19 protein-coding genes are annotated in these 26,585 nt (G+C 69.4%); 12 read left to right on the top strand and 7 right to left on the bottom strand.

All coding sequences use genetic code 11. The annotated features are described in order from the left end of the window. Positions 1-5 precede the first annotated feature (5 nt). The 10 genes from trpB to BKH32_RS07095 all read left to right on the top strand — a co-directional run bounded on the left by trpB (position 6) and on the right by BKH32_RS07095 (position 12,652). On the top strand, positions 6-2,273 hold the full coding sequence (gene trpB / locus BKH32_RS07140) for a tryptophan synthase subunit beta (RefSeq protein WP_075249295.1): 2,268 nt from the start codon (positions 6-8) through the stop codon (positions 2,271-2,273). Position 2,274: 1 nt separating this feature from the next. After that, positions 2,275-3,150 (top strand): tryptophan synthase subunit alpha, encoded by an 876-nt coding sequence (gene trpA, locus BKH32_RS07135; RefSeq protein ID WP_075249294.1) that lies wholly within the window; start codon positions 2,275-2,277, stop codon positions 3,148-3,150. A 211-nt stretch (positions 3,151-3,361) separates the two neighbouring features. Further along, entirely contained in the window at positions 3,362-4,891 is a 1,530-nt protein-coding gene (locus BKH32_RS07130; protein WP_075249305.1) for a hypothetical protein, read from the top strand. A gap of 132 nt (positions 4,892-5,023) precedes the next feature. Then, the gene (locus BKH32_RS07125; protein ID WP_075249304.1) at positions 5,024-6,535 is read left to right on the top strand and encodes a hypothetical protein; all 1,512 of its coding nucleotides are present in this window, start codon (positions 5,024-5,026) and stop codon (positions 6,533-6,535) included. Between the two features lie 173 nt (positions 6,536-6,708). Continuing rightward, the gene (locus BKH32_RS07120) at positions 6,709-7,302 is read left to right on the top strand and encodes a type II toxin-antitoxin system PemK/MazF family toxin (protein ID WP_075249293.1); all 594 of its coding nucleotides are present in this window, start codon (positions 6,709-6,711) and stop codon (positions 7,300-7,302) included. Positions 7,303-7,485: 183 nt separating this feature from the next. After that, positions 7,486-7,905 (top strand): lactococcin 972 family bacteriocin, encoded by a 420-nt coding sequence (locus BKH32_RS14715; RefSeq protein WP_143222755.1) that lies wholly within the window; start codon positions 7,486-7,488, stop codon positions 7,903-7,905. A gap of 66 nt (positions 7,906-7,971) precedes the next feature. After that, positions 7,972-9,957, top strand: coding sequence for a hypothetical protein (locus tag BKH32_RS07110; protein WP_075249291.1), 1,986 nt, complete (start codon positions 7,972-7,974; stop codon positions 9,955-9,957). Then, positions 9,950-10,657 (top strand): ATP-binding cassette domain-containing protein, encoded by a 708-nt coding sequence (locus BKH32_RS07105; RefSeq protein WP_075249290.1) that lies wholly within the window; start codon positions 9,950-9,952, stop codon positions 10,655-10,657. The genes BKH32_RS07110 and BKH32_RS07105 overlap by 8 nt, the downstream gene beginning before the upstream one ends. A 139-nt stretch (positions 10,658-10,796) precedes the next feature. Next, entirely contained in the window at positions 10,797-11,057 is a 261-nt protein-coding gene (rpsT, locus tag BKH32_RS07100) for a 30S ribosomal protein S20 (RefSeq protein ID WP_075249289.1), read from the top strand. Between the two features lie 107 nt (positions 11,058-11,164). Further along, positions 11,165-12,652, top strand: a complete 1,488-nt coding sequence (locus tag BKH32_RS07095; protein ID WP_075249288.1) for a DUF1846 domain-containing protein — start codon at positions 11,165-11,167, stop codon at positions 12,650-12,652. A 56-nt stretch (positions 12,653-12,708) separates the two neighbouring features. On the opposite strand, the gene holA is transcribed toward BKH32_RS07095, so the two are convergent. The 5 genes from holA to BKH32_RS07070 all read right to left on the bottom strand — a co-directional run bounded on the left by holA (position 12,709) and on the right by BKH32_RS07070 (position 18,630). Continuing rightward, positions 12,709-13,611, bottom strand: a complete 903-nt coding sequence (holA, locus tag BKH32_RS07090) for a DNA polymerase III subunit delta (protein WP_256691283.1) — start codon at positions 13,609-13,611, stop codon at positions 12,709-12,711. Further along, complete coding sequence (locus tag BKH32_RS07085; RefSeq protein WP_075249287.1) at positions 13,608-15,500, bottom strand: ComEC/Rec2 family competence protein; 1,893 nt, start codon at positions 15,498-15,500, stop codon at positions 13,608-13,610. The genes holA and BKH32_RS07085 overlap by 4 nt, the downstream gene beginning before the upstream one ends. Continuing rightward, entirely contained in the window at positions 15,497-16,267 is a 771-nt protein-coding gene (locus BKH32_RS07080; RefSeq protein ID WP_075249302.1) for a ComEA family DNA-binding protein, read from the bottom strand. The genes BKH32_RS07085 and BKH32_RS07080 overlap by 4 nt, the downstream gene beginning before the upstream one ends. Before the next feature lie 157 nt (positions 16,268-16,424). Continuing rightward, the gene (locus tag BKH32_RS07075) at positions 16,425-17,300 is read right to left on the bottom strand and encodes a DegV family protein (RefSeq protein ID WP_075249286.1); all 876 of its coding nucleotides are present in this window, start codon (positions 17,298-17,300) and stop codon (positions 16,425-16,427) included. Positions 17,301-17,373: 73 nt separating this feature from the next. Further along, positions 17,374-18,630, bottom strand: a complete 1,257-nt coding sequence (locus tag BKH32_RS07070; RefSeq protein WP_075249285.1) for a glycosyltransferase — start codon at positions 18,628-18,630, stop codon at positions 17,374-17,376. A gap of 267 nt (positions 18,631-18,897) precedes the next feature. On the opposite strand from BKH32_RS07070, the gene BKH32_RS07065 reads away from it, so the two are divergent. Further along, entirely contained in the window at positions 18,898-20,859 is a 1,962-nt protein-coding gene (locus BKH32_RS07065; RefSeq protein ID WP_075249284.1) for a helicase HerA-like domain-containing protein, read from the top strand. Positions 20,860-21,617: 758 nt separating this feature from the next. Here the strand turns inward: BKH32_RS07065 and BKH32_RS07050 are convergent. Then, entirely contained in the window at positions 21,618-21,893 is a 276-nt protein-coding gene (locus tag BKH32_RS07050; protein ID WP_075249282.1) for a hypothetical protein, read from the bottom strand. A gap of 424 nt (positions 21,894-22,317) precedes the next feature. Then, positions 22,318-25,299, bottom strand: coding sequence for a leucine--tRNA ligase (locus BKH32_RS07040; protein ID WP_075249280.1), 2,982 nt, complete (start codon positions 25,297-25,299; stop codon positions 22,318-22,320). A 282-nt stretch (positions 25,300-25,581) separates the two neighbouring features. On the opposite strand from BKH32_RS07040, the gene BKH32_RS07035 reads away from it, so the two are divergent. Continuing rightward, positions 25,582-26,585, top strand: a 1,004-nt coding sequence (locus tag BKH32_RS07035; protein ID WP_178384575.1) for a DUF222 domain-containing protein, incomplete at its 3' end; no start/stop codon positions are given.

Genomic DNA, 26,585 nt, shown 5'->3' with positions numbered 1-26,585 from the left:
ATGCCGTGACCACCCCAGACACCGCCCCCGTCCCCACCGCGTCGCCCAATGGCGCAGACCTTGGCGAGCGCGCTCACCGTGAGCCGGTCGAGGCCCGTCTCATCGCCACGGGCACGGTCCTGGACTCGATCGTCCAGGCGCGCCGTGAGCGCATCGACGAGCTGCGCGCCCGCTTCGGGCACCTGAGCGCCGAGGAGCTGGAGCGCTCGCAGCGCTCCTTCGCGGCCGCCCTGCGTTCCCGCAGCGGCCAGGGCCGCAGCCCGCAGCCGGCTCTCATCATGGAGTGCAAGGCGGCCTCGCCCTCGCGCGGCACCATCCGCTCCGACTACGACCCGGCCGCGTTGGCCGCGCAGTACGCGCCCTATGCGGCCGCGGTCTCGGTGCTCACCGAGCCCGACCGCTTCAACGGCTCCTTCGACGACCTGGCGGCCGTGCGCGAGGTGGTGGACGTCCCCGTCCTGTGCAAGGACTTCATCGTCGATGAGGTTCAGGTGCTGGCGGCCCGCAGCCTGGGGGCGGACGCGGTCCTGCTCATGCTCTCGGTGGTGCCCGACGACGTCTACCGCGAGCTGGCCGACCTGGCCCACAGCCTGGGCATGGAGGTGCTCACGGAGGTCTCGACCCCGCAGGAGATGCACCGTGCCTCGGCGCTGGGGGCGGAGGTCATCGGAATCAACAACCGTGACCTGCGCACCCTGGAGACGGATCTGGCGCGCACCGAGGAGCTGGCTCCTCTGGCTCCGGCCGGGGTGGTCCTCGTGGGTGAGTCGGGGGTCGGCACACCCGAGGACGTGCGGCGCCTGTCCGGCCTGGTGGACGCCCTCCTGGTGGGCTCGTCCCTGTCCGGCGCCCCGGACCCGGCCGAGGCCGCCCGGGAGCTGGCCACCGCGGTGCCGCCACCGCAGGGGGAGGGCGCGTCGTCGTCGGCCCTGGACCGGGACGGCCAGGGGGCGGGGCACCACCCGCGCCTACCCGCGTTCTTCGGCCCCTACGGCGGCCAGTTCGTGCCCGAGCTGCTCATTCCGGCCCTGGACCAGCTCGAGGACGCCTTCATCGACGCCCAGGCGGACCCCGCCTTCGCCGCCGAGCTGGACACGCTCATGACCCGCTACCTGGGGCGTCCCACGGCGGTCACCGAGCTGCGCAACCTGCCGCTGGAGGGCAACGCCCGCATCCTGCTCAAGCGCGAGGACCTGGTCCATGGAGGCGCCCATAAGGGCAACCAGGTTCTGGGGCAGGCCCTCCTGGCCAAGCGGATGGGTAAGCAGCGCATCATCGCCGAGACCGGCGCCGGCCAGCACGGGACGGCCACGGCCATGGTCTGCGCCCTGCTGGGCCTGGACTGCACCATCTACATGGGGGCCACCGACGTCGTGCGCCAGGCACCCAACGTCGAGCGCATGGAGCTCATGGGGGCCACAGTGGTCCCGGTGGACAGTGGCGCGGGCACGCTCAAGGACGCGGTCAACGAGGCGCTGCGCGACTGGACGGCCTCCTTCGCCGACACCCACTACCTGCTGGGCACTGCCGCCGGCCCGCACCCCTTCCCCACGATCGTGCGCGAGTACCACCGGGTCATCTCCCGGGAGGCCCGCGCCCAGGTCCTGGGCCTGACCGGGCGGCTGCCGGACTCGGTCATCGCCTGCGTGGGCGGTGGCTCCAACGCGATCGGCATGTTCGCCGAGTTCATCGACGATCCCGGGGTCGAGCTCATCGGGGTCGAGCCGGCCGGTGAGGGCCTGGACACGTCCCGCCACGGCGCCCCCATCAACAAGGGCCTGGTGGGGATCCTCCACGGTGCGCGCAGCTACCTCATGCGCACCTCCGAGGGGCAGGTCGAGGAGTCCTTCTCCGTCTCGGCGGGCCTGGACTACCCGGGTGTGGGGCCCGAGCACGCCTGGCTGTCGGACACCGGCAGGGCCCGCTACGTGGGCATCAGCGACGACGAGGCGATCGAGGCCTTCCGGCTGCTGTCGCGCCACGAGGGGATCATCCCGGCCATGGAGTCCGCCCACGCCCTGGCTCAGGCCCTGGCCATGGCCCGGGAGGTGCCCGACGGCGAGGAGCCGCCGATCCTGCTGGTGTGCCTGTCGGGCCGTGGGGACAAGGACCTCGACCAGGTGCAGGCGAGGTTGGGCGGCTCCGTCTCCACGGACGGGGCCGTGGCCAGGGCCTCACGCATGGTGGAGCAGATGGGCAAGCGCACCGAGTACGCGGGTCTGAACGCCGCCAGGAGCACCAGCCTGAGCGCCGACCCGGATGAGGAGTTCTGAGATGAGTCGTTATCCTGCGATGTTCACCGCCCTCAAGGAGCGCGGTGAGGGTGCCTTCGTCCCCTTCGTCATGGTCGGCGACCCCGATCCGGACACCAGTGAGGCCGTCATCGAGGCACTCATCGCCGGTGGGGCCGACGCCCTGGAGCTGGGGGTGCCCTTCACCGACCCGGTCGCCGACGGCCCCACGATCCAGAAGGCGCACGTCCGGGCCCTGGCCGCGGGCGTGGGATTCCAGGACTGCCTGGAGGTGGTTGAGCGGGTGCGCCGGCGCCACCCGCAGCTGCCCATCGGCATGCTCATCTACGGCAACGTTCCCTTCGCGATGGGCCTGGAGCGCTTCTACTCCCAGTGCGCGCAGGCCGGCATCGACTCGGTGCTGCTGCCCGACGTCCCGATCCGTGAGTCGGCCGCCTTCAGCCGGGCCGCCGAGGAAGCCGGTGTCGACGCCGTCTACATCGCCCCGCCATCGGCCGCGGCCGAGACGCTGGACGCGGTGGCGGCGGCCTCACGCGGCTACGTCTACGCCGTCTCCCGGGTGGGGGTGACCGGAACCGAGTGGGCCTCCTCCACCGTGGGGCTCGCCAAGTCGGTCGAGCGCCTGCGCGCCGACGCCGCCGCACCGGTGATGCTGGGCTTCGGCATCTCCACGCCCGAGCAGGTCACCGAGGCCATCACAGCCGGTGCCGACGGCGCCATCAGCGGATCGGCCACGGTCAAGATCGTGGAGCGCTACGCCCCCGAGATCGTGGCGGCGGTCTGCGGCAGCAACGGCAGAGGCGGCAATGAGGAGCGCCGCCACTACGCGCTCGGGGCGCTGCGCAGTGACCTCGTCGCCTTCACCGCCACGATGAAGGAGGCCACGCGCCCGCACTGATGAGCGAGGTCTGGCAGACGAGTCGAGGAGAACAACGACAAGGGTCGGTTGCGCCAAAAGTTGGACGCGACCGACCTTTGTCCATGCCTTTCACGAAGGCCGGGGAAGCACAGCAGGAGAAGCACTTCTCCATTTCCATAGCGCTCTGTTCAAGGTTATATTAAAGAACCGATTGGCTTCCCTTCCGATCATTTCAGTGAAAGGCGTGCTCATGCACTTCCCGTCTCCCCCACCCACTCGTCCGTGGCGGCGCCTCCTGGGCGTCGCCATCACTCTTCCTCTGCTCACCGTCGGCGCCGTCGCCGCTCCGGCGAGCGCAGCCGTCCCGACCGCCACCCCGGACACCGGTATCACCGTGGAGGGGCGCTACCGCCCCGCCGGTGCCGGCTGCCACGGCTCCGACAATGCCGAGGGCTGCCTGAGCTGGGGGGTGCGCGTCCCCTCGACCGTCGCCCCGAACGCATCCACCACCGTCACCATTGAGGCCGACTCCGTGCCGGGTCAGTGGACCTGGTCCTGTCCCTCCCCGGACGGCGACAGGGTAGCCGGGACCAGCGCCTTCTACATCAACAAGGGCAAGGGCGAGCCCGCATCGAAGCTGGCCGACTCCGGCCTGGGTTTCTTCGACCATCTCTACTACAACCAGCACGGGGACAGCGCCGGCTCGGTCAAAGCCGTTTCCTGCACTCCTGAGCACCTGAGCCTGACCTACGAGGTCAACTTCGACGCCGCCCGGGACCAGAGCTCCTATCTCGACCTGGATCTCGGAACCACGGTGGTGGCGCCTGGCACGGACGCGCGCAGCTATACCTTCAGCCCGAAGATCACGACCTCCGCGGCCAGCCTGGTTCTCACGCCCACCGTTACGGCTCACAAGCCCGCTGCCAGCGCGGCTCACGCCACCGTGTCCACCAAGGAGGTCGCGGTCGACGGTGCCGCGAAGGACGCCTCCCGCTTCACCATGACGGCGAGGAACGACTCCACCACGCTCCTGTCCGACTTCACCATCTCCGCCGGCCGGTCCAAGGGACAGGCCCAGGTGACCGCCCTGACCTGCGACCTGACCTCCTTCGGCGGCAAGGTCGTCTCCGCCACGGGCCCGGCCGAGAACCTCACGGTCTCCAGCGGAGCGGCGAAGGTCCCCCAGGGCAAGGAGATCACCTGCCAGGTGGACCTGACCGGCGTCGTGGGACGCAACACTTTCAAGGCCGCGCTCACCACCGGCGGACAGACCTTCTCCAGCGACTACACCAAGGATCGCCCCATCAGCGAGGTGAAGGTCGAGCCCACTGATCGCGGCGTTGAGGCCGAGCCCGCCGGCACCTATGAGGTCGAGGTCGGCTACAGCGTCACCTTCACCAACAACACCGACGCCGACGGTCAGACCTCCAATATCGTCCTGCGCCCCCGGGTCCCGGCCGGCTTCACCCTCAAGTACGTGTGGGGCAGTGGTGTCCCGTGGTGGATCAGCATGGATGACTACGAGATCCAGCCCGATGGTTCCATACCGCTGTCCACGGGCGATGCCCTGGGCGCCCACTCGTCAACCACGATGACCTTCACCAGCACCTACCAGGTCAACGCCGAGGCGGTCACTGAGGAGACCTGGAAGGCCCTGGGCACCTGCGATCCCAAGGACCCCTCCAAGGGACTGACCACCCAGATCGACGTCGCCGGCAGCGACGGGGTTGAGCCCGCCACCTTCTCGGCCTGCACCGTCGTGACGCGCACGAAGGATTGAGAACGAGCACCGGCCGATCAGCCTGGCTGGATGAAGGTCGGATAGGTGAACGCCTCACCTGTCCGACCTTCACATGACTTTCTCCCACGACGGGAATCCAATACTCCATTCACCTCCACGAAAGGCGTGCTCATGCACTTCCCATCCTCCCCACCCGGTCAGCCGTGGCGGCGCCTCCTGCGCATTGCCCTGGCTCTTCCCCTTCTCGCTTCCGCAGCCATCGCGGCCCCGGCGTCCGCCGCTACTGATATCACCGTGGAGGGGCTGTATCACACGGCTGGCGCCGGCTGCCATGGCTCTCGTAATGCCGAGGGCTGTCTGAGCTGGAGGGTTCGCATCCCATCGGCCATCGCCCCGAAGAGCTCCACGAATGTCACCATTGAGGCCGACTCCGTGCCGGGTCAGTGGACCTGGTCCTGCCCCTCCCAGAACGGTGACGAGGTGACTGGGACCAGTGCCTTCTACATCGACAACGGTGGGGACGAGCCCCCGAGCTTGGAAGCGGAGTCCGGGCTGAGTTCCATCTCCGAGCTGTACAACCCCCTGCGGGATGAGCCCATCGGCTCGGTCAAAGCCGTTTCCTGCACTCCCGAGCACCTGAAGCTGACCTTTGACATCAACTTCTACACCTACTGGGACAAGAGCAGCTACGTCGACCTGGACCTGGGGACCACGGTGGTGGCTCCCGGTGCGGACGCACGCAGCTACCGTTTCGCGCCCACGATCGAGGTCTCCACACGCGACGCGGTCCTTCGACCCACTGTCAGCGCGCACAAGCCCGCTGCCAGCGCGGCTCACGCCACCGTGTCCGTCGAGGACGTCAAGGTCGATGGGGCCGCCAAGGACGCCTCCCGCTTCACCATGACGGCGAGGAACGACTCCACCACGCCCCTGTTGGGCTTCACCATCTCCGCCGGCCGGTCCAAGGGACAGGCCCAGGTGACCGCCCTGACCTGCGACCTGACCTCCTTCGGCGGCAAGGTCGTCTCCGCCACGGGCCCGGCCGAGAACCTCACGGTCTCCAGCGGAGCGGCGAAGGTCCCCCAGGGCAAGGAGATCACCTGCCAGGTGGACCTGACCGGCGTCGTGGGACGCAACAGGGTCAAGGCCGCGCTCACCACCGGCGGACAGACCTTCTCCAGCGACTACACCAAGGACCGGCCGGTGGTTGAGGTGGAGACTCATCCCACGGACCGCTTGGTCGAGGCCGACCCCGCCGGCACCTACGAGGTCGAGGTCGGCTACACCATCACCTTCACCAACAACACCGACGCCGACGGCCACACCTCCAATATCGTCCTGCACCCCCGGGTCCCGGCCGGCTTCACCCTCAAGAGCGTGACGGGTACTGGTACCCCCAGATGGGTCGGCCCGGACAGCTATGTCCTCCAGGATGACGGCTCCTTGTCGTTGCGCACCGGTGACACCTTGAACGCCCACTCGTCAACCACGATGACCTTCACCAGCACCTACCAGGTCAACGCCGAGGCGGTCACCGAGGAGACCTGGAAGGCCCTGGGCACCTGCAGTCCCCAGGACCCCTCCCAGGGACTGACGATGCAGATCGACGTCGCCGGCAGTGAGGGCGGCACCGAGGCCGGGACCCACTCGATCTGCATTCCCGTGACGCGCGCCGGGAACTAGTACCTCACCAACGCGAGCCTCCGGGCGCGCCGCACCATCGGCACGCTCGGCGGTGCCACCGGTGGTCCTCCTCCTGCTTCGGGGCGGGCCCACCGGTGGCACTGGCCGCGGCCGTGAGCCTGCATCGAGCCTGTAGCAGTTGCCGCATCCCGCCCGGCGGTAGGGTGGCGCTCATGGCCAGCCTTCTCAACCGGATCCTCACCCTGCTCGGGCGCGCCGCCTCCGACGCCGTCAGCGAGGCCCTTACTCAGAAGTCCCCCTCCTCATCGGGCACGTCCGGCAGCACGCCATCCGGTTCCACCGAGACCGCGCGGTCCCACGGCTCCAAGTTGTCGGCAGCCCCCTCGTCGCGAGGCGTCAGCGTCTACGACGTCTCCGCCCTGGGGCTGCCCGCTTTCAGCTATTCCCCCGACTCCGATGGCGATGCCGACCCCGGTGAGGTGGTGTGGACCTGGGTGCCCTTCGAGGAGGATCCCTCCCAGGGCAAGGACCGGCCGGTCCTGGTCCTGGCCCGCCATGACAACCGCCTGGTCGTGGCCCAGATGACGAGCAAGGACCACGACCGCGACGCCGCCCAGGAGGCGCGTTGGGGCCGCTTCTGGCATGACGTCGGCACCGGAGACTGGGACCGTCAGGGCCGTCCCAGTGAGGTGCGCCTGGACCGTCTGCTCCTGGTGGAGCCGGCCTCGGTGCGCCGCGAGGGGGCCACGATGAACCGGGAGGTCTTCGACGGCGTCGTGGCCGCCCTGCGCCACCACCACTCCTGATCGCCTCCAGCTTTCGAGAGATCGCACAGGATACAGAAGTCATCCGCTGGGCCCGGACACGCTGGAAAGCACCTGTATCGGAGGTTTCCACAAAACGTGATTGAAATATTGCCTACCCCCCTTTAGACATAAACTTGACTTACTGGCCAGCCCACCTATCCCTATGAAGTGATCGGAGCGATCATGGCACTCTCAACAGTCACCACCACCCTCAAGGGCTTGGCTGCCATCACCCTGGCCTCGGTTCTCACTCTTGGCGCGTCATCCCCCGCATTTGCAGACGATTCACCTATCCCCGATGACGCCACCGAGTACGGCTCGGCTATTGTCGAGGACAGTCCTACCGGAGGCTCAGGCATTCGCCCTGCCTGGATCACCGGTTCTCACACGGTCAAGGTCGCCGGAGGAACCTGGAGCTACGGCACGAACTCGAGAGTTGTCTACTCTAATTTCTATCACCCATCTCGATGCCATGGCTCCTCAGTCCGGACCTACAAAGGGCTGATCACCGTACGAAGTCCCAAAACTGCCGCAGGGAAGTGGTCTTACGCTCAGGTCCGACGCTCCCCCAGCACGAACGAAGCCTTCTACTGGTTCTGCTGAGGATCATTAGTATCTTGCGGTAGGCGGCGGCTCCGCTGATGGAACCCCGCCTACCGCACCACCCTCATGAAGATTCTTCTCAGAGCCACCTGGGCCCTCAATCTCGCGCTGTGCCTGGCGACCATCCTGCTTACTCCGCAGACGCTCCTCCTCCTGTTCCCGGCCGAGACGAACGGCTATGTCATTATCAGTGAAACCGGCGTCGACCTGGATGAGCTTCATCGGATCGGCGAGCAGGCCGGCGTCGAGGTTGCCCAGGTACGCCACATCACGGACTTCGCCGACACCACCGACGAGTCATTCTCGACAGCCAGCGTCGAGCTCCTCGGTTACGAGGCCGATGACTACATTCGCCCGCCACTGACTCCGCTGCTCCTGCCGGAGCCCATCGCCTACAGCGCCAGCACCGTCCAAGACGATGCCCTGGGCGGGTGGTACGCGATCGGCTCGCGGCAAAATACCACCCAGTTCCTCAGCCAGGTCACAGACCGGTGGGGCGATCGCATCAGTGAGTCGGGGATTCTGACACCGGGCCTTGCCCTGTCCACCGCCGTCAGCTCCGAGATCGGCGTGAGCCTGCTCCTGGCCCAGACGGTTCTGGCGCTCGTCCTGGCCCTTGCCACCGTCTCCCAGTCCTCCTCCTACAGGAGCGCCCGGCTGCTGGGCCGCTCCCACGCCCGCCTGGCCCTCCACCTCCTCAAGAACAGCCTCCTGACAGCATGCCGGTGGCTCCTGCTCCCTCTGGCGCTACTCGCCCTGCTGGTGGCCTACGACATCTACGGCTCCGCCGTGCTGAGCGTCCACCGTCTGAGCGCCGAGCTCATCGCCTGCTGCGCGCTCCTGACCCTGGCCGCAACCCTGACCGGCACGCTCGCAGGATGGGTGGTGCTCGCGGTTGGAAGCCGGCAGCGGCCCGGGACAGCAGAGCGTCCGCGCCACGGGATCGCCCTGCTGACCTATGCACTCGTCCTGGCCATGACCTGGTCCTTCTCCACCGCGAGCTCCAGCCTCATCGTCGATGTCCTCCAGGCACAGGCACTTCGCAACCAGGCTCAGGCCCAGCAGTCCCTTCCCCCGGCCACCGCTCTGAGCATCTGGTCCGTCAGCGAGCCCGCCTTCGGTGCCAAGACACTCCAGATAGCCTCCTTCATCACCCAGGCCCAGCAGGAGGGGAGCCTCGTTCTGGCCTGGGCGATCCCCAACGGCTCCACCGGGGACGGCGACGGGCCGCCCACCCTGTATCTCAACAACACGGCCGCCGCCCACTACGGTCTGCCCAAGGTCACCGGGCAGCAGGTGACCCTCTACCGGCCCCGGTCGCTGGCCGGCCAGGACGAGGCCTTGACCAAGGAGCTCGTCGAGCAGGCGCGTTTCAACACCATGCACGGGGCGAGCGCGAACGCCGTCACCGTCACCTCCCACGACCTGGAGGAGGTCAGCTCGCTCCTGCCGGAGAGGCTCCCCGCCGTCAGCTTCTTCCTCAGTAGCGAGGGCACCCGCACCAGCGACTGCCTCATCGCCGTGGTCCCCGACGGCTACTTCGCCCCAGACGACTACCTGTCCGCCATCACCCAGGGGGCCGCAGTCCTCACCGGCCAGAGCCTCGTCTCCCTGCGGGAGCGGCTGCGCGAGCACCACGTGGAGGATCTCGTGGCGCGCTTCGACGCCGTCGGCACCGGCAACACGGCCCTCAGGGAGCAAACCACGCACATGGCAGTCCTCCACGCCCTCATCCTGCTGACCACAGCCACCGGAGCCGCGGCCAGCGCCGGGCTCGCGGCACGCACCTGGGCACAGGCCAGGAGTCGCAGGCGTGAGATCGAGCGCCTGCTGGGGCATCGCATGCTGGCCGAGCGCCTCCTGACCGCGGTCCTCATCACCATCCCGGTACTCATCCTCGCCTGGCCGCTCCTGACCCGGCCCAGTGCCGAGCTGGTCCTTACTCAGGTGGCGTGCGCACTCGTTCTCACCGCGGCCGCTGTCGTGGGAGCACGCCACGCCACCGCCCGGCCCACCCACCCCCGCCGCAGGAGGCAGGCCCGCCATGGCTGACACACTCACCGCTACAGACCTGACCATCTCCAGAGGCGGGCGCCTGCTCGTCGACGGGCTGGATCTGTCCCTGAAGGAGGGTACTGTCACGGCACTGACCGGCCCCAACGGCTCCGGCAAGACCACCACGGCATGGTGCCTGGGCCTGCACGACCTCGATTTCACCGGAACCGTGACCATCGATGGCCGGCCCTCCAGCAGGATGAGCCCGCGTGACATCCGCCTGGCGCACCGCACCACGATCGCCCTCCAGCCCCAGGACCTTCTTCTGGAGGACTCCTGGACCCCCATCGCCACACTGCGCCACGCCGCTTGGGCGCTCGGGCTCCCCCGGCGCCAGCGCGCGGCGCGGATCGCCGATGCCCTGGGCACGGCCCGGCTCACCCCCCTGTCCCGAACCCGCGCGGGCCTGCTCAGCGGCGGAGAGCGGATGCGAGTTGCCCTGGCGCGCACACTGCTCATGGAGCACCCCCGCCTGGTCATCCTCGACGAGCCCACCGCCGGTGCGGATGAGGAGCTGGCCACGGTGGTCATCGGCGCCATGGACGCGTGGGCTCGGACCTCTGCCGCGATCCTCGTGGTCACCCATGACCCAAGGCTTGTCGAGCGTGCGGAGAACCAGGTCGAACTCGGCACAGGCGAGCAAGTTCACGCGCCCAGCGCCCATGAGCACGAAGCCCTTGAGAATCCGGACTGGTAGAGTCACCCCTTGGACCTCTGGCCTGGCCGGCTGCGGGGTCCGGCGACCGGGTCAGCCAGGTGCCCCACCACCTCATGTCAACCCGTGGCGCGAACCCTCTCTCCGGCCATTGACCAATCAGACGCGAGAAAGTTTCACCGTGGCGAACATCAAGTCCCAGATCAAGCGCATCAAGACCAACGAGAAGGCCCGCCTGCGCAACAAGGCCGTCAAGTCCGAGCTCAAGACCTACGTGCGTCGCGTGCGCGAGGCCGTCGAGGCCGGTGACAAGGACGCCGCGCTCGAGCACCTCAAGGCCGCCTCCCGCAAGCTGGACAAGGCCGTCTCCAAGGGCGTCATCCACAAGAACCAGGCCGCCAACCGCAAGTCCAAGCTCGCCAAGCGCGTCGCCTCCATCTGAGGCCACCGCAGCAGTGAGCATCTGAAGGGCGCCTCCCACCGGGGAGGCGCCCTCCCCTTTTTTCCATCCCCTCCGCCCGTTCATCAGCCCGCTTCAAGGAGAGCCCATTGCGCATCGGATTCGACCGCGACAAGTACCTGCGGATGCAGTCCAGCCATATCGCGGAGCGCCGCGCCCAGTTCGGCGGCAAGCTCTATCTGGAGTTCGGCGGCAAGCTCATCGACGACATGCACGCCTCGCGCGTGCTGCCGGGCTTCACCCCGGACAACAAGATCGTCATGCTCGCCGAGCTGGCCGACGAGGTCGAGATCGTCATGGCAGTCAACGCTAAGGACCTCGCCCGCAACAAGGTCCGCGCGGACCTGGGCATCCCCTACGAGGACGACCTGCTGCGCCACATCGACGCCTTCCGCAGCTACGGGCTCTACGTGGGCAGCGTCGTCGTGACCCAGTGGACTGATGACAACCGCCAGGCCCACGACTTCAAGCGCAAGCTCGAGGCGCTGGACATCACGGTCTACCGTCACTTCCCCATCCCCGGCTACCCCGGTGACGTCGCCCGCATCGTCTCGGCGGAGGGCTACGGGCGCAACGAGTACATCGAGACCAGGCGGGACCTTGTGGTCGTCACCGCCCCCGGCCCGGGCAGCGGCAAGATGGCCACCTGCCTGTCCCAGATCTACCACGACCACCAGCGGGGCATCTCCTCGGGCTACGCGAAGTTCGAGACCTTCCCGATCTGGAACCTGCCCCTGGACCACCCGGTCAACATCGCCTACGAGGCCGCCACCGCCGACCTCGACGACGTCAACATGATCGACCCCTTCCACCTGGCGGCCCACGGCGTCCAGACCGTCAACTACAACCGCGACGTCGAGGTCTTCCCGGTCCTGAGCCGCCTGTTCGAGGAGATCCTGGGCTTCTCGCCCTACGCCTCCCCCACGGACATGGGCGTCAACATGGCCGGCAACTGCATCAGCGACGACGAGGCCTGCCGGCAGGCCGCCTGCCAGGAGATCATCCGCCGCTACTACCGGGCCCTGGTGACCGAGAAGCGCGAGGTCATCGCCCCCGTCCAGTCCCAGCGGATCGGGCTGCTCATGGCCAAGGTGGGGGTGAGCAAGGAGGACCGCCCCGTCGTGCGGCCCGCGCTGGAGGTGGCTGAGGCCACCGGCGAGCCGGCCTCGGCGATCGAGCTGCCCGACGGGCGCATCGTGACGGGCAAGACCTCCGCCCTGCTGGGGTGCTCCTCGGCGATGCTGCTCAACGCTCTCAAGCTCCTGGCCGGGATCGATGACCACATCAACCTGTTGGCCCCGCAATCCATCGAGCCCATCCAGAAGCTCAAGACCCAGAGGCTGGGCAGCCGCAACCCGCGCCTGCACACCGACGAGGTGCTCATCGCCCTGGCCGTGTCCGCCAACGGGGACGACAACGCCCGCAAGGCCCTCGACCGGCTCGAGACGCTGCGGGGCTGCGACGTCCACACCTCCACGATCCTGGGACCGGTGGACGAGGGCATCTTCCGCGCCCTGGGCGTGCAGGTCACCAACGAGCCCGTCTACGCCACCAAGTCCCTGTACAGGAAGCGCTGATGCTCACCGGAATCGTCGGGTAGTGCCCGGCTCACGCCGATGCGGGTCGTGACGGCTCAGCGCCGGCGGGTACCGGCGCGGCGAGCGTTGCAGATCACCAGGACCGCCCTCTCGACGGCGTAGACGGGGTCGCGGCTGGCCCCCTTGGCCTCGGCGTCGGCCCGGGCCACGGCCAGGATCGAGGTGGCCAGAGCGTCGTCGGACCAGCCTTGGAGCTCGCGGCGGGCCCGGTCCACCTGCCAAGGGGCCATGCCCAGCTCGGCGGGGCTCATGCGCCGCCCTCCGGCGGCCGCGACCCGGGCGAGCTGGCGCACCTTCATGGCCAGGGCCGCGACGATGGCCACCGGGTCGGTGCCGGTGGCCACGGCGTGGCGCAGGGCCGTGATGGCGGCCGGGGTGTTGCCGGCTGCGGCGGCGTCGGCCACGGTGAAACCGGTGGCCTCGATGCGCCCGGCGTAGTAGGTGTGCACGTGGTCGACGCTGATGGTGCCCTGGGTGTCGGCGAGGAGCTGGTCGACGGCGGAGCACAGCTCGCGCAGGTCGCTGCCCAGGGCGTCGACGAGGGCGCCGACGGCCTCGGGGGCGATGCTCCGCCCTGTGCGGCGTACATCGGCCACGACCAGGGAGGACTTGTCCTTGGCGCTCTTGATGGCCTCGCACTGGACGGTCGGGTAGGGCGAGGCCTTGATGGCATCCAGCAGGCGTTTGCCCCGCTGGCCCCCGTTGTGGCGCAGGATGATGCTGACCTCGGGGTCGGCGGCGCCCACGTAGGCGATGAGGTCGCTCAGGAGGGCGTCAGTCATCTGCTCCAGAGCGGGGACGTAGACGAGCCGGGGCTCGCCGAACAAGGAGGGGGACACGAGGGTGTCGAGCTGGTGGGGCTCGTAGGTGGCGGCCTCCAGGCGCGTGATCTCGGTGGTGGGGTCCTTGGCCTTGGCCTGCGCCAGCAGACTCCTCACCGCCCGGTCGGCGAGGACCTCCTCGCCGGCGCGGATGAGAACGATCGGCGCCAGCTGGGCCTGGTCCCAGCGCAGTCCAGCCGGTGCCTTGCGCGGGCCCCGGGGGCGGGAGGTTCGGGTCGCTGCCATGGGGCAAGCCTGCCACGAGCGGGCCGCCTCACCCCTCCGGCTCCCTCCAGCAGGGCGCGGCGGGTGCGGGGAGCCACTGCGAGCAGGACCCCGATCTCGCAGGCCCCCAGTGCCAGGGCGCCCGCGAGGCCTCCCGACCAGGGCAGGGTGGCGCCGGGCAGGTGGGCGAAGAAGCCGGCGACCCACACCATCCAGGAGCAGGCCGCGAGCGCCGGCCAGGCGATGACGGCGGCAGCAGTGGGCCAGGCCGGAGCGACCAGTGCCGCCAGGAGCCCGCTGATGGTGGCGATGACGGCGGCCGGTTCGCTGAGCAGGTTGGCGGGCACCGACCAGGCCCCCACCGAGGGCTGAAGGAGGATGAGGATCGGCCCGCAGGCGGCCTGGGCCACCAGCGGCAGAGCCACGGCGGCGGCCAGCCACCTGGGCAGGCGACGTGAGAGGTGGACCGCGACCGGCTTGGAGCCGATGACGATCCCGGCGGTGGCCACCACGGACAGTGCGAAGCCGTAGTCGCGGGACTGCCAGGGGTCGATGAGCAGCAGGACGATGGCTCCGGAGCACAGGGCGGGCACGGAGGCGGCGCGCCTGCCGGCGACGACTCCCAGCAGCATGACGGCCCCCATGGTGGCGGCGCGCAGTACGGAGCCCGACGGGCGCACCAGGATCACGAGAGCAGTCAGCAGGACCGCTCCGAGCAGCGCCCGCCACCGTCGGGGCAGCACCCCGAGGGCTTCCAGGCCCAGTCCCAGGATGATGGCGACGTGCTGCCCGGAGACGGCGGTCAGGTGCGTCATGGAGACGGTGCGCATGTCCTCGCGCAGCTGGGCCGGCAGGGCGTGGTCGTCTCCCAGGGCGACACCGGGTACGAGGCTGCGGGCCCCTGGCGGCCAGAACCCCGTCTCCTCCCCCGCTCCTGCGGCGCCCGGTGCCCCAGTGCCCGGTGCCCCGACAGCCTGGGCGAGACCGGAGCGGATGCTGGTGACGGCCCCGAGTGTTCCGCTGGGCGGGCCAAGAACGGTGAGGCCGGCACGCTTGGGGATGATGGCCGCTTCGGCGCGGCCGGGGTCGGTGGGGCGCAGGCGCGTGCGCACTTGGACGCGGGTCCCCATGGGTAGGCTCAGCCACTGCTTGTCGCCCAGGACGGTGGCGCTCAGGGTGGAGGCTCGTGCATCCACCTGCTCGACGTCGAGGGCGGTGATGACCAGGGTGGAGCGGCTGGTGGCCGAGACTCGCGGCTGCTGGGAGACGGTGCCGATGAGGGTGACCGGCCGGCCGGAGGCCGCCGCCGCAGTCAGGGGGTCGCGCTGGCGAGCCCACAGGTGGGCGGCGCTGATGGTCAGGACCGTCGCGGCGCACAGGGAGCACACGAGCAGGCTGGCGCTGAGGGTTCCCATTGCCCCGGGGTCGTGCTCGGGGGCGCCGGGACGCGGGTCGGCCCGGTGGCGCGGTGGCCTGAAGCGCAGGACGGGGACCACGAGTACCGCAGCCAGGGCGGTGCACCCCGAGGCCAGGAGCAGGATGCTTCTCCAGGCATCTGCTGCCTCACGTCCGACGGCCCACCAGGCCCCGGCCCAGCAGACCAGTGCCGGGGCGAGCAGGCGCAGGTCGAGGGCCTCGGGGGCCTTGGTGGAGGTCGCGTGCCGACCTCCGTCTCGGTGTCGGTTGCGGCCCTGCTCCTGGCGCAGGCGCTCGTACAGCGCGGGGTCGTCCCACGGGGCCCTGGGACTGCTCCCACCATTGCCACCATGCTGCCCGTTCATACGGTGGCCTGATCCCTCAGCCCCTCGAGCTTGGCCTTGCCGATGCCGGGGACGTCGGTGAGGGCGTCGACGCTGGCGAAGGGCCCGTGGGAGTCGCGGTACTCCACGATCCGTTGGGCCAGGGCCGGGCCGATGCCGGGCAGCTTCTCCAGCTCGGTGGCGGAGGCCGTGTTGATGTTGATCATCCCGGATGCGCCACCGCTGGACTTCCCCGGGGCTGTTCCCGCACCGGGGGTGGCGGCCCCACTGGGTTGCGGTGCGGGGTCGGGCAGGACCTCGCCGACGCGCGGGACCCGGATCTGCTCGCCGTCGGTCAGCACCCGGGCCAGGTTGAGCTGCTCGGTGTCGGCGTCGGCGCTGGCTCCTCCGACGGCGTTGATGGCATCGGTGACGCGGCTGCCCGGGGGCAGAGTCACCACCCCCGGCCTGCTCACCGCCCCCGTGACGTGGACGACGACACTCCCGGAGGTATCCGTCAAGCCGTCTGCTCCTGCCGCCGATCCCGTGGCCGGCGCCGTGACTGGTCTCATGGCTGGACTCGAGGCCGTCCCGGTGGGTGGTGGCCGCATCGCCACGGAGGCCCCCGCCGCTGCCGCCGGGGCCGTTTGGCCGCCGGCACCGGTGGAGACCAGGACGGCCCTCAGTGCCAGGGCGAGAGCCAGGATGAGGAGAGCGGAGCCTGCGATGATCGCGGCTCGTGGCGCGATCGCGAGGCGCCGTGGCCGGCGCACCGGCTCCTCGGGGTCGGTTGAGCAGGCCAGACGCACAAGGTCGTCCAGGGACTTGTGCGTGCTGCTCCGTCTGGCTCCCATATCCACGACGGTAGGGACTGGGGGCGCTAGGCGCACGGGGAGGCCGTCTGCTCTGTGGAGAGCACTGGCGTCTGGCGGCCTGTGGCAACCGGGCCGCGTCGTCGGCCCCGGCTCAGTGGGTCCTCAGGTCCGGGGCGACGGCGATGCCGAGGGCGCCGGGGCCCACGTGGGTGCTCGTGGCCTCGTCGACCGGGAGGGTGAGGACCTCGGTGACCTTGGCGCCTGCCTCCTCCATGGCCCGGCGAAGACCGGTCTCGAGCAGCGCCAGCTTGTCGGCGTCGTCCCCTTGAATGACCAGGCGCACCGGGTCGGCGGGGCGCCTGGGGCCGGACAGGGCGGTGCCGCCGGCGACGCGGACGGCCTGTGCGATGAGGTGGCGCCTGGCACGGGCCGAGCCGCGCACGGTCTCCAGCGTCCGGATCCCGTCGCGGGTCAGGGCCAGGACCGGGCGGATTCCGAGCACGCCGTCCAGGCGGGCCGTGGTGCGGTCGAGCCTTCCCGAGCGGGCCAGGCGCGCCAGGTCGTCGACCACGAAGAGCTGACAGGAGCGGGCGGTGCTGGCCTGAGCCAGGGCGGCACCGCGACGGGCGTCATGGGCGCCGGCGGCGGCCAGCACCGCGAGCCCCAGGGCACCGGAGCTGGTGCCGGAGTCGACGACGCGCAGCCACTGCGGGCGACGGCGCCCCGTGCTCGGGCCCGGGGCGTTGTTGTCGACCTGGTACTCGGCCTCGAGCTGGGCGGCGGCGATGCGGGCGTTGTCCATGGTGCCGGACAGGGCCGAGGAGATGTGGATGGCCAGGACCTCTTCGGCCCTGCTGGCCGCGCGCCGGTAGGCGTCCACCAGCTCCTGGACACTGGGCCGGGAGGTGGTCCCGGGCTCACCGTTATCAGCGGCGATGGCGTGCAGCGCCACCACCTCGATCCCACGCTCACGCAGGAGGGGCTCCGTCAGGCAGGCGGCGGAGTCGGTGACGACGGCGAGCGACATGCCGCATACCTTATCGGCAAGCCGCGCGCTCACCGGCAAGGCGCCACTGCTGCTCTCCCGGGCCGGCCGGCCTTCAACGATAAGAGACCAGGAGGTCCTCGTAGAGGTTGATGAGCCGTTTGGTCGTCGTCTCGGAGTCGAACTGCTGAGCCACTTCCAGGGCACCGTCGGACAGCTCTGCGAGCCGGGCGTCGTCTAACAGCAGGGAGGCGAAGACCCGGGCGAAGTCCTCCCCCTCGATGCCGTCGGTGAGGATCGCGTTGCGCTCGGTGAGGCACTCGGTCATCCGCTCATCGCAGTAGACGATCGGCAGCCCGCAGGCGGCGGCCTCCAGGAACACCATGGGCTGGTTGTCGAAGTGGTAGGAGGCCAAGGAGAAGACATCAGCCTGCTTGAGCAGGACGGCGACCTCCTCCGGCGAGCGCGCACCGGTCAGAATCACCCGGTCCGCCACCCCGAGCTCCTCGGCGCGCCGCCCCAGCTCCTCCTGGGAGGGACCGGGCCCCACGAGCACCAGCTTGACCGGCAGGTCGGCCAAATGGGGCATGGCCTCGATGAGCGTCATCTGCCGCTTCTCCGGGCTGAGCCGGGCCACGCAGATGATGATCTTCTCGCCGGGGGCCTTGGGAATCGGCGAGTCGACGGCGCGGGCACTGCGGTAACGGGAGGAGTCCAGTCCGTTGGGCAGCACCACGCAGGGGGCGGTCAGTCCGCCGTCGTCGATGAGGATCCGGGTCAGGTGCTGGGAGGGCGACAGGCAGGCGTCGCACTTGTTGGCGAAGGCCGCTGTCAGGCGCCACCCGTGACGGGACAGGGCCGTCTTCATGTCGCGCTTGTTGAGGTGCTTGATGGAGTCCCGGTGGACGCGGGGTAGGACCGGCAGCGACTTGAGCGCCACCGGGAAGGCGACGGACAGGGCCAGCAGGCCCGAGACCACGGCCAGCGGGTAGTCGTCGATGAGCTCGGTGTAGAGGGTGTGGATGGTGGTGACGTGGGGGATGTTCTGGCGCTTGGCCACCCAGTGCGCCAGGACCCCCAGGCTGAACTGGGTCTGGCTGTGGACGATGTCGAAGTCGTAGGCGTCGAAGCGTCGGGCCAGGCCGGGATAGATGGTGGCGACCTCGCGGCTGTCGAAGACGTAGTAGCGCGAGGAGGACAGGCGGATGACGTGGTCGTCGGTCTCCTCATGGCCCTCGGCCTTGGGGGCCACCACGTAGACCTCGTGTCCCATGCGCTCCAGGGCGGATCGGAAGGTCGCCGTGGAGGTGGCCACGCCGTGGACGGAGGGGAGGTAGTCGTCAATGAAGAAGGCGATCCGCACGGCGCTCACCGAATCCTGTGGGTCGGGTGCGCCAGCAGCCGGCCCGTAAGGGGCGGCTCTTCCGGAAACGACGATGCAGGGGACAACATGGGGCGGGTAAACCTCGCGGCACTGGGGGCGGGCAGGTGCGGGATCGGACGGATGGTCTCAACACCGTCGAGGCCCGAGGCTACCTTGTCCGCCGGGCTACTGCCTCCCTCATGGTCAGAAACAGCGCGGGCTCCACTGGCACGCCCGGGTCAGCACGCTGGCAGGTTCGGCGTTTACGATGAGGCCATGACCGATTCCGCTGAGATCGCACGCCTCAAGGCCGAGGCCGCCCAGGCCGCCGCCGAAGCCGCCGCAGCCAAGGCGGCCGCCGCCCAGGCGGCCCTTGACGCCGCCATCGCCGCTACTCCGGCCTCGGCCGTGGAGCAGGCCGGCGAGCCCCGCACTACTGACGCGCCCGGCGAGCCGACGCCGGCTGCAGAGCAGCCCCAGGGGCCGGCTCAGGAGCAGGCCCCTGCTCAGACTGAGGCCGCTGCCCCCACCGAGCAGGCATCGGGCAGTCAGGAGGCTGAGGAGGCCGCCTATACCGCCCAGGTGCGTTCCGGTTACGGCTTCTCCTCCCCCACCCTGCCGGTGGGCACCTACCTCGACACGCTCTCGGGCGGCGAGCCCGTGGCGGTCAAGGGCCTGTCGGTGGGTATCCCGCTGGGGCTGCTCAACCGGCACGCGCTGGTGGCCGGGGCGACCGGAACCGGTAAGACCCGTACGCTCCAGCTCCTGGCCGAGGGGCTGTCCAGTGCTGGTGTCCCAGTGTTCCTGGCCGACGTCAAGGGGGACCTCACCGGTCTGGCCGAGGCCGGAGCCTCCAATGACAAGATCGCCTCCCGCATCGCCTCCACCAGTCAGGACTGGAAGGGCCAGTCCTTCCCCATCGAGCTGTTCAACCTCGGCGGGTCGGACTCCGGCGCCGGCATCAGCGGAACCCCCATCCGCACGACGGTCACCGAGTTCGGGCCGATCCTGCTCTCGCGGGTCCTGGGGCTCAACGACACGCAGGCCTCCGCCCTCCAGCTGGTCTTCCACTGGGCGGACAGCCAGGGACTGGCCCTGCTGGACCTGAAGGACCTGCGCGCCGTCGTCGACTACCTGACGAACACGGAGGCCGGCAAGGAGGAGCTCAAGACCATCGGCGGGGTCTCTGCGGCCACGGCCGGGGTCATCCTGCGGGAGATCGCCGCCCTGGAGGCGGGCGGAGGCGAGGCCTTCTTCGGTGAGCCGGCGCTCGACGTGCGCGACCTCATGCGGGTCTCCCCCGATGGGCGCGGCGTCATCTCCGCCCTGGAGCTGGCCGACATCCAGTCCCAGGGCACGCTGTTCTCCACCTTCCTCATGTGGCTGCTCGCCGAGCTCTTCGAGACCCTGCCGGAGGTCGGCGACCCGGACAAGCCCACCATGGTGTTCTTCTTCGACGAGGCGCACCTGCTGTTCTCCGGCGCCTCGAAGGCCTTCCTGGAGGCCGTGGTGCGCACGGTGCGGCTCATCCGTTCCAAGGGCGTGGGCATCGTCTTCATCACCCAGTCCCCCACGGACGTTCCCGACGAGGTCCTGGCCCAGCTCGGCAGCCGGGTGCAGCACGCGCTGCGCGCCCACACCCCGGCCGACGCCGCCAACCTCAAGAAGGCGGTCTCCACCTTCCCGGTCAGCCCGGTGGACCTCAGCCGGGTGCTCACGTCGCTGGGGACCGGCCAGGCCGTCGTCAGCGTCCTGGATGAGAAGGGACGCCCGGCGCCGGTGGCCCCGGTGGTCATCAACGTGCCCGCCGCCGTCATGGGTCCGGCCCAGGGCGGCACCGTCAACCAGGTGCTGGCCTCCTCCCCGCTCAAGCCCAAGTACGCCACGGGGGTGGACAACGAGTCCGCCTACGAGCTGTTGGCTCAGCGGGTCCAGGCCGACGCCGAGGCCGCTGAGGCCGCCCGCGCCGCCGAGCAGGCCGCCAAGGAGCAGGCCAAGGCCGACGCCGCCGCCCAGAAGGCCCTGGAGAAAGAGGCCGCCCGCCAGGCGGCTCAGCGTCAGAAGGAGGCCGAGCGCCTGGAGCGCGAGGCCATCAAGGAGGCCCAGCGTCGCCAGCGCGAGGCGGAGAAGGCCGCCGAGCGCCGCCAGCGGGAGGTCGAGAAGACCATCGGCTCGGTGGGCCGCCAGATCACCCGCGAGATCACGCGCTCCATCTTCGGCACCCTGAGGCGCCGCTGAGTCCCTGTCGCCATGTCGCGTGTGCGTTACCTTGACCAACCCCAATCGTCAACCTCATGTTGACACATGAGGGTTGGGCGGTCGGCGCTGAAGCACGGGATCTCCCGTACAGATGCGGAACATGCCTGGACCAACGTCTTAATGACCGGTCGAGTACGAGTACGAGGGAGAGGAACGGCCCCTGGTCATCGGGCCAGCAGTTGACGCCACCTTGCTCGAGCTGATCGCGGTTCCTGCCGCAGAGCAACCCGGATCATTCATGCCGACCGCCTGCGACCGTAGTTCTACGACTATCTGAGGTGATGACGTTGTCCTCCACGCTGACGCACACTCACGACACAACAGGCCTTGAGACCCTCGATCCAAGCAGCACGCCCGCCAGGGAAGCCGTGCACTTCCGGGCGATCATTGCCGCGAGTCGACGGGTGCATGACGCCGAGGCCGAGCTGCATGCCGCGGTCGCCCGAGCTCGACAGGCCGGCGACTCCTGGGCCGTGATCGGAGCTGCTCTCGGCGTGACCCGGCAGGCTGCGCAAAAGCGATTCGGGCACTCTTCCTGACCATCACCGAATCATCTTCGGACAGCAGAGCGAAGGGGCTGCACCAACCGTCTCGGTTGGTGCAGCCCCTCGCGCTGTTCCTGGGCTACCGCGGCGCGGCCGTGAGCGGCGCCGTCGGGGAGCCCACCCCGGTCACTCGGGAACGATGCTCACCAAGTGGACGCCCAGACTTCCGGCAGGTACGTCCAGCCTTCTACACTATTGCGCTACGGCTCTATACCGCTGACGAGCGGCTTCCCCACTGGTTCCCATCGCCTCACCGAGCTCGCGCCAGGACAGTTGCTGCTTGCGCGCCGCGTGCACTGCTTCAGCAAGCTCACGCTCGGCCGTGTCGCGGCGCCACGCCGCAAGCTTGACGGCCATGATCGGTGGCAGCGGGGCATCCTGATCACCGGGCCTGGGGTCATAGTTCTCGAAGGCGTCGGCGATCTCGTCGGCGCGAGCTGTGATGTCTGCAATAGTGCGTCGAGTCATCGTGATTCACCTCAGATACTTGGACCGAGCTGGGCGCATAGCATGTGCAACAGCAATGACGCCGTGCCATTCGATGACACCCACCTCAACGAGGATGCCAGTCTTATCAGCGCCTATGAACATCGTCATCGAATCATCTTGTACGAAGTGCCGAACAGGGAAGCGCAGTGCATGGAGTATGTCCTCATCCGACACACCATGCCGATGTGCGCTGCAGAGGATAAGCGGGTCCCGCTCCACAGCACAAGATTACTTGTTGCTGGCTTTCCGGCCAAGGTGCCGTCTCTATGCACTCCTCATCTCTGTCCTCCTCAGGCGCAGAGTAAGGGGCTGCACCAACCGTCTCGGTTCGTGCAGCCCCTCGTGCTGTTCCTGGGCTACCGCGGCGCGGCCGTGAGCGGCGCCGTCGGAGAGTCCGCCCCGGTCACTCGGGAACGATGCTCACCAGCTTGGGGGCCCGGACGATCACCTTGCGCACACCGCGCCCGTCCAGAGTGCGGATGACGCCGGGGGCCGCCAGGGCCAGCTTCTCCAGCTCGGCCTCGGAGATGCCGGGGTCGACCTCGAGGCGGTCGCGGACCTTGCCCTTGACCTGGATGACGCAAGTGACCTTCTCGGCGGCCAGCAGCGCCTCATCGGTCACGACCGGGAAGCCCTCGTGGGCCAGGGAGTGCTCGTGGCCCAGGCGCTTCCAGATCTCCTCGGCGATGTGCGGGGCCACGGGCGCCGTCATGAGGACGAGGGCCTCAACGGCCTCGCGCGGGACCGAGCTGAGTCCGGTGAGGTGGTTGTTGAGGACGATGAGCTTGGCGATGGCCGTGTTCAGGCGCATCCCCTCGTAGTCCTCGCGCACACCCACGATCGTCTTGGCCACGAGCCGGCGGGTCTGCTCGTCGGCGCTCTCCTCGGCCACTGTCAGCTCACCGGTGGTCTCGTCGACGACGTTGCGCCACAGGCGCTGCAGGAAGCGCTGGCTGCCGGCGACGGCGCGGGTGTCCCACGGGCGGTCGGCGTCCAGCGGCCCCATGCTCATCTCGTAGACGCGGAAGGTGTCGGCGCCGTAGGCCTCGTACATGTCGTCGGGGGTGACGATGTTCTTCAGGGACTTGCCCATCTTGCCGTACTCGCGGCGCACCGGCCGCCCCTGCCACAGGTAGCTGGTGGTGCCGTCCTCGGCGGTGACCTCCTCGACCTCGTCGGCGGGCACGTACTGGCCCCGGGAGTCGGTGTAGGCGTAGGCCTGGACGTAGCCCTGGTTGAAGAGGCGGTGATAGGGCTCGGAGGAGGAGACGTGGCCCAGGTCGAACAGGACCTTGTGCCAGAAGCGCGAGTAGAGCAGGTGCAGGACGGCGTGCTCGACGCCGCCGACGTACAGGTCAGTGCCGCCGGAGGTGTTGCCGGCCTGCGGGCGCGGCCCCATCCAGTAGGCCTCGTTGGCCGGGTCGACGAGCGCCTTGTCATCGGTCGGGTCGATGTAGCGCATCTCGTACCAGCACGAGCCGGCCCACTGCGGCATCGTGTTGGTCTCGCGGTAGTAGGTCCGGGGACCGTCACCCAGGTCGAGCTCGACCTCGACCCACTCGGTGGCCTTGCCCAGCGGCGGCTCCGGGGAGGAGTCGGCGTCGTCGGGGTCATAGGAGCGCGGTGAGTAGTCGGTGACCTCGGGCAGCTCGACCGGCAACATCGACTCGGGCAGGGCGTGGACGCCGCCGTCCTCGTCCCACACGATGGGGAAGGGCTCGCCCCAGTAGCGCTGGCGGGAGAAGAGCCAGTCGCGCAGGCGGTAGGTGACCGCGCCGCGACCCACGCCCTTGGCCTCCAGCCAGCCGATCATGGTGGCTTTGGCCTCGTCCTTGCTCATGCCGTTGATGTCCAGGTCTCCCTGGGCGGAGTTCACGACGACGCCGTCACCGATGTAGGCCTGGGCGCTCAGGTCGACGCCGTGGGGGTCGTCGGCCGGGCCGATGGTCTGGATGATGTCGATGTCGTACTTGGTGGCGAAGGCGTAGTCGCGCTCGTCGTGGGCGGGCACGGCCATGATGGCGCCGGTCCCGTAGCCCATGAGGACGTAGTCGGCCACGAAGACCGGCACCTTCACCCCGTTGACGGGGTTAATGCCGAAGAAGCCAGTGAAGACGCCGGTCTTGACCCGGCCCTCGTCGGTGCGGTCGGCGTCCGACGTCGCCGCGGCCTGGGCGCGGTAGGCGGACACGGCCTCGGCGGGGGTCGCGTAGCCACCGGTCCAGGCCTCCTTGGTGCCCTCGGGCCAGGTGGCTGGGACAGTCAGGGCCGCGGCGTCGTCGGCGATCTGGGCCTCGGTGCGCACCGACCCGGAGGCCTGCAGGCCGCCCAGCATGGGGTGCTCGGGGGCCACCACCATGAAGGTGGCGCCGAAGAGGGTGTCGGGGCGGGTGGTGTAGACGCTCAGCGACGCGTCCTGCTGGGCGCTCTGGCCGGCCCCGGGCACGGCGAAGGCCACCTCGGCGCCCTCGGAGCGACCGATCCAGTTGCGCTGCATGAGCTTGACCTTCTCGGGCCAGTCCACGGTGTCCAGGTCCTCGGCGAGGCGGTCGCCGTATGCGGTGATGCGCATCATCCACTGGCGCAGGTTGCGCTTGAAGACGGGGTAGTTGCCCCGCTCGGAGCGGCCCTCGGAGGTGACCTCCTCGTTGGCCAGCACCGTGCCCAGGCCGGGGCACCAGTTGACGGGGGCGTTGGAGACGTAGGCCAGGCGGAAGGAGTCGACGACCTCGGACTGCTCGGCGGCGCTCAGGGCGTCCCAGTCGCGGCCGCCGGGGACGGGGACCTGCCCGGAGGCGAGCTTGTCGCGCAGCTCAGTCACCGGCCGAGCCGCACCCTTGCCGCGGCCGTCGCGGCGCGGGGCCTCGGGGTCGAACCAGGAGTTGAAGACCTGCAGGAAGATCCACTGGGTCCAGCGCACGTAGTCGACGTCGATGGTGGCCAGGGAGCGGCGCGGGTCGTGGGACAGACCCAGGCGACGCAGTTGGCGACGCATGTTGGCGATGTTGGCCTCGGTGGAGATGCGCGGGTGCTGGCCGGTGGTGACGGCGTACTGCTCGGCGGGCAGGCCGAAGGCGTCGTAACCCATCGTGTACAGGACGTTCTTGCCGGTCATGCGGGTGAAGCGGGCGACGACGTCGGTGGCGATGTAGCCCAGCGGGTGGCCCACGTGCAGGCCCTTGCCGGAGGGGTAGGGGAACATGTCCAGCAGGAAGAACTTCTCCTTGTCCGCCCCGGGGCCGGCCAGAGCGCCGACGGGGTTGTCGGCGTTGAAGGTGCCCTCGACCTCCCAGCGGTCCTGCCAGGCGGTCTCGATGGAGTCCGCCAGCTCCGCCGTGTAGCGGTAGGGGGTGTCGGACTCGACCGGTGCGGTTCTCTCTGACATCGCGGCAGCGCTCTTTTCCTACTCGTGCTTCCTGGTGCTGGGGCACAGCCTATCGCCCGGCGGCTGTGGGGCCCGGCGGCGTCCACCTCACGGGCGGGCGAAACCGGTCACGTCAGTGGGGCCCACCGGGATTCGAGCGGTCTCGGCGGGCCGTCACGCCGGCTCCGAGGGGAGAAGGCGCCGTCGATAAAGGCGTCGGCCAAGCGGATGTTCGTTGCTATCGAGCCGTTTTAATGATGATGACGCAGTGCGGACTCCGGGGACCACTGCTATACTGTACATATGTTCGAAGGTGGTGTGCGTCCTCTCGTCCCGACCGGTGGTACGGCCGGGGCGCTGGGGGTGCCTGGCGGGGAGCTGGCGCCGGGGCCTGTGACCTTCCCTGAGGACGTGGCGGGCCTGCTGGCGTCCCTGGGTGCGGGCCGGGCGCTGGCCGGTGTGGTGGAGGGGCTGCTGGCCCGCCTGCTGGTGACTGCCCAGGACGCCGACGACGAGTGCTCTACCGCTGACAGGGATGCAGTGCCGCCCCTCTTCACCAATGAGTCGGGCACTGAGTCAACGCTGGTGGCCGCCTCCGAACAGCGCCGGACGATGGGCGTGGAGGAGGCCGGTGATAGTGGGCTGCTTGGCCTGGGGGCCTCGGGTTTGGGGGAGCTGGCGGCGGCCTGTCACCGCCTGGCGGCCTGGGCCGCCTGGGGTGAGGCCCTGGCGGCGGCCTGCCTGACCGGGTGCCCTGAGCTGTCGAGTCACCCGGGCCAGTGGGGCCCGCATGGTGAGGTCTCTCCGGTGGTGGGTTATGAGGAGCGGCGGTTCAATGCCACCTGTCTGCTCTCCACCCGCCTGGGCATCTCTCGGACTCGGGCCGGGCAGATGGTGGATCACGGTCAGGCCCTCATGAGCATGGGCTTCGGCCCCACTGAGGTGATGGAACGCTGCGGGGTCCTGGACTCAGCCAAGGCCTCCCTGGTGACCCGCCGCCTGGAAGACGTACCCGTGCCGGTGGCGCTGGCGGTCCAGGACAAGGTTCTGCCTCAGGCGCCTAGGCGCAGCGTGTCCCAGGTGGGGCGCGACATTGAGAGGGCCCTGATGGAGATCGACCCTGACGGCCACGCTGAGCGGAGCCAGAACAATACCGAGCGGCGGTGTGTGTCGCGCCCCCGGCCTGCGGGAGAGGGCCTCTGCCAAGTTCGGCTTCTGCTGCCGACCATGGATGCCCTGCTGCTGGACGCCACCCTGGACGCGATCGCCGCTTCGGCGCGGGCCTGTGGTGAGAAGCGCTCCCTGGG

The sequence above is a fragment of the Actinomyces oris genome (assembly GCF_001929375.1).
GTDB lineage: Bacteria > Actinomycetota > Actinomycetes > Actinomycetales > Actinomycetaceae > Actinomyces > Actinomyces oris_B.
Note: the sequence above shows the minus strand (reverse complement) of the source record. Positions and strands in the feature narration are given on the sequence as shown.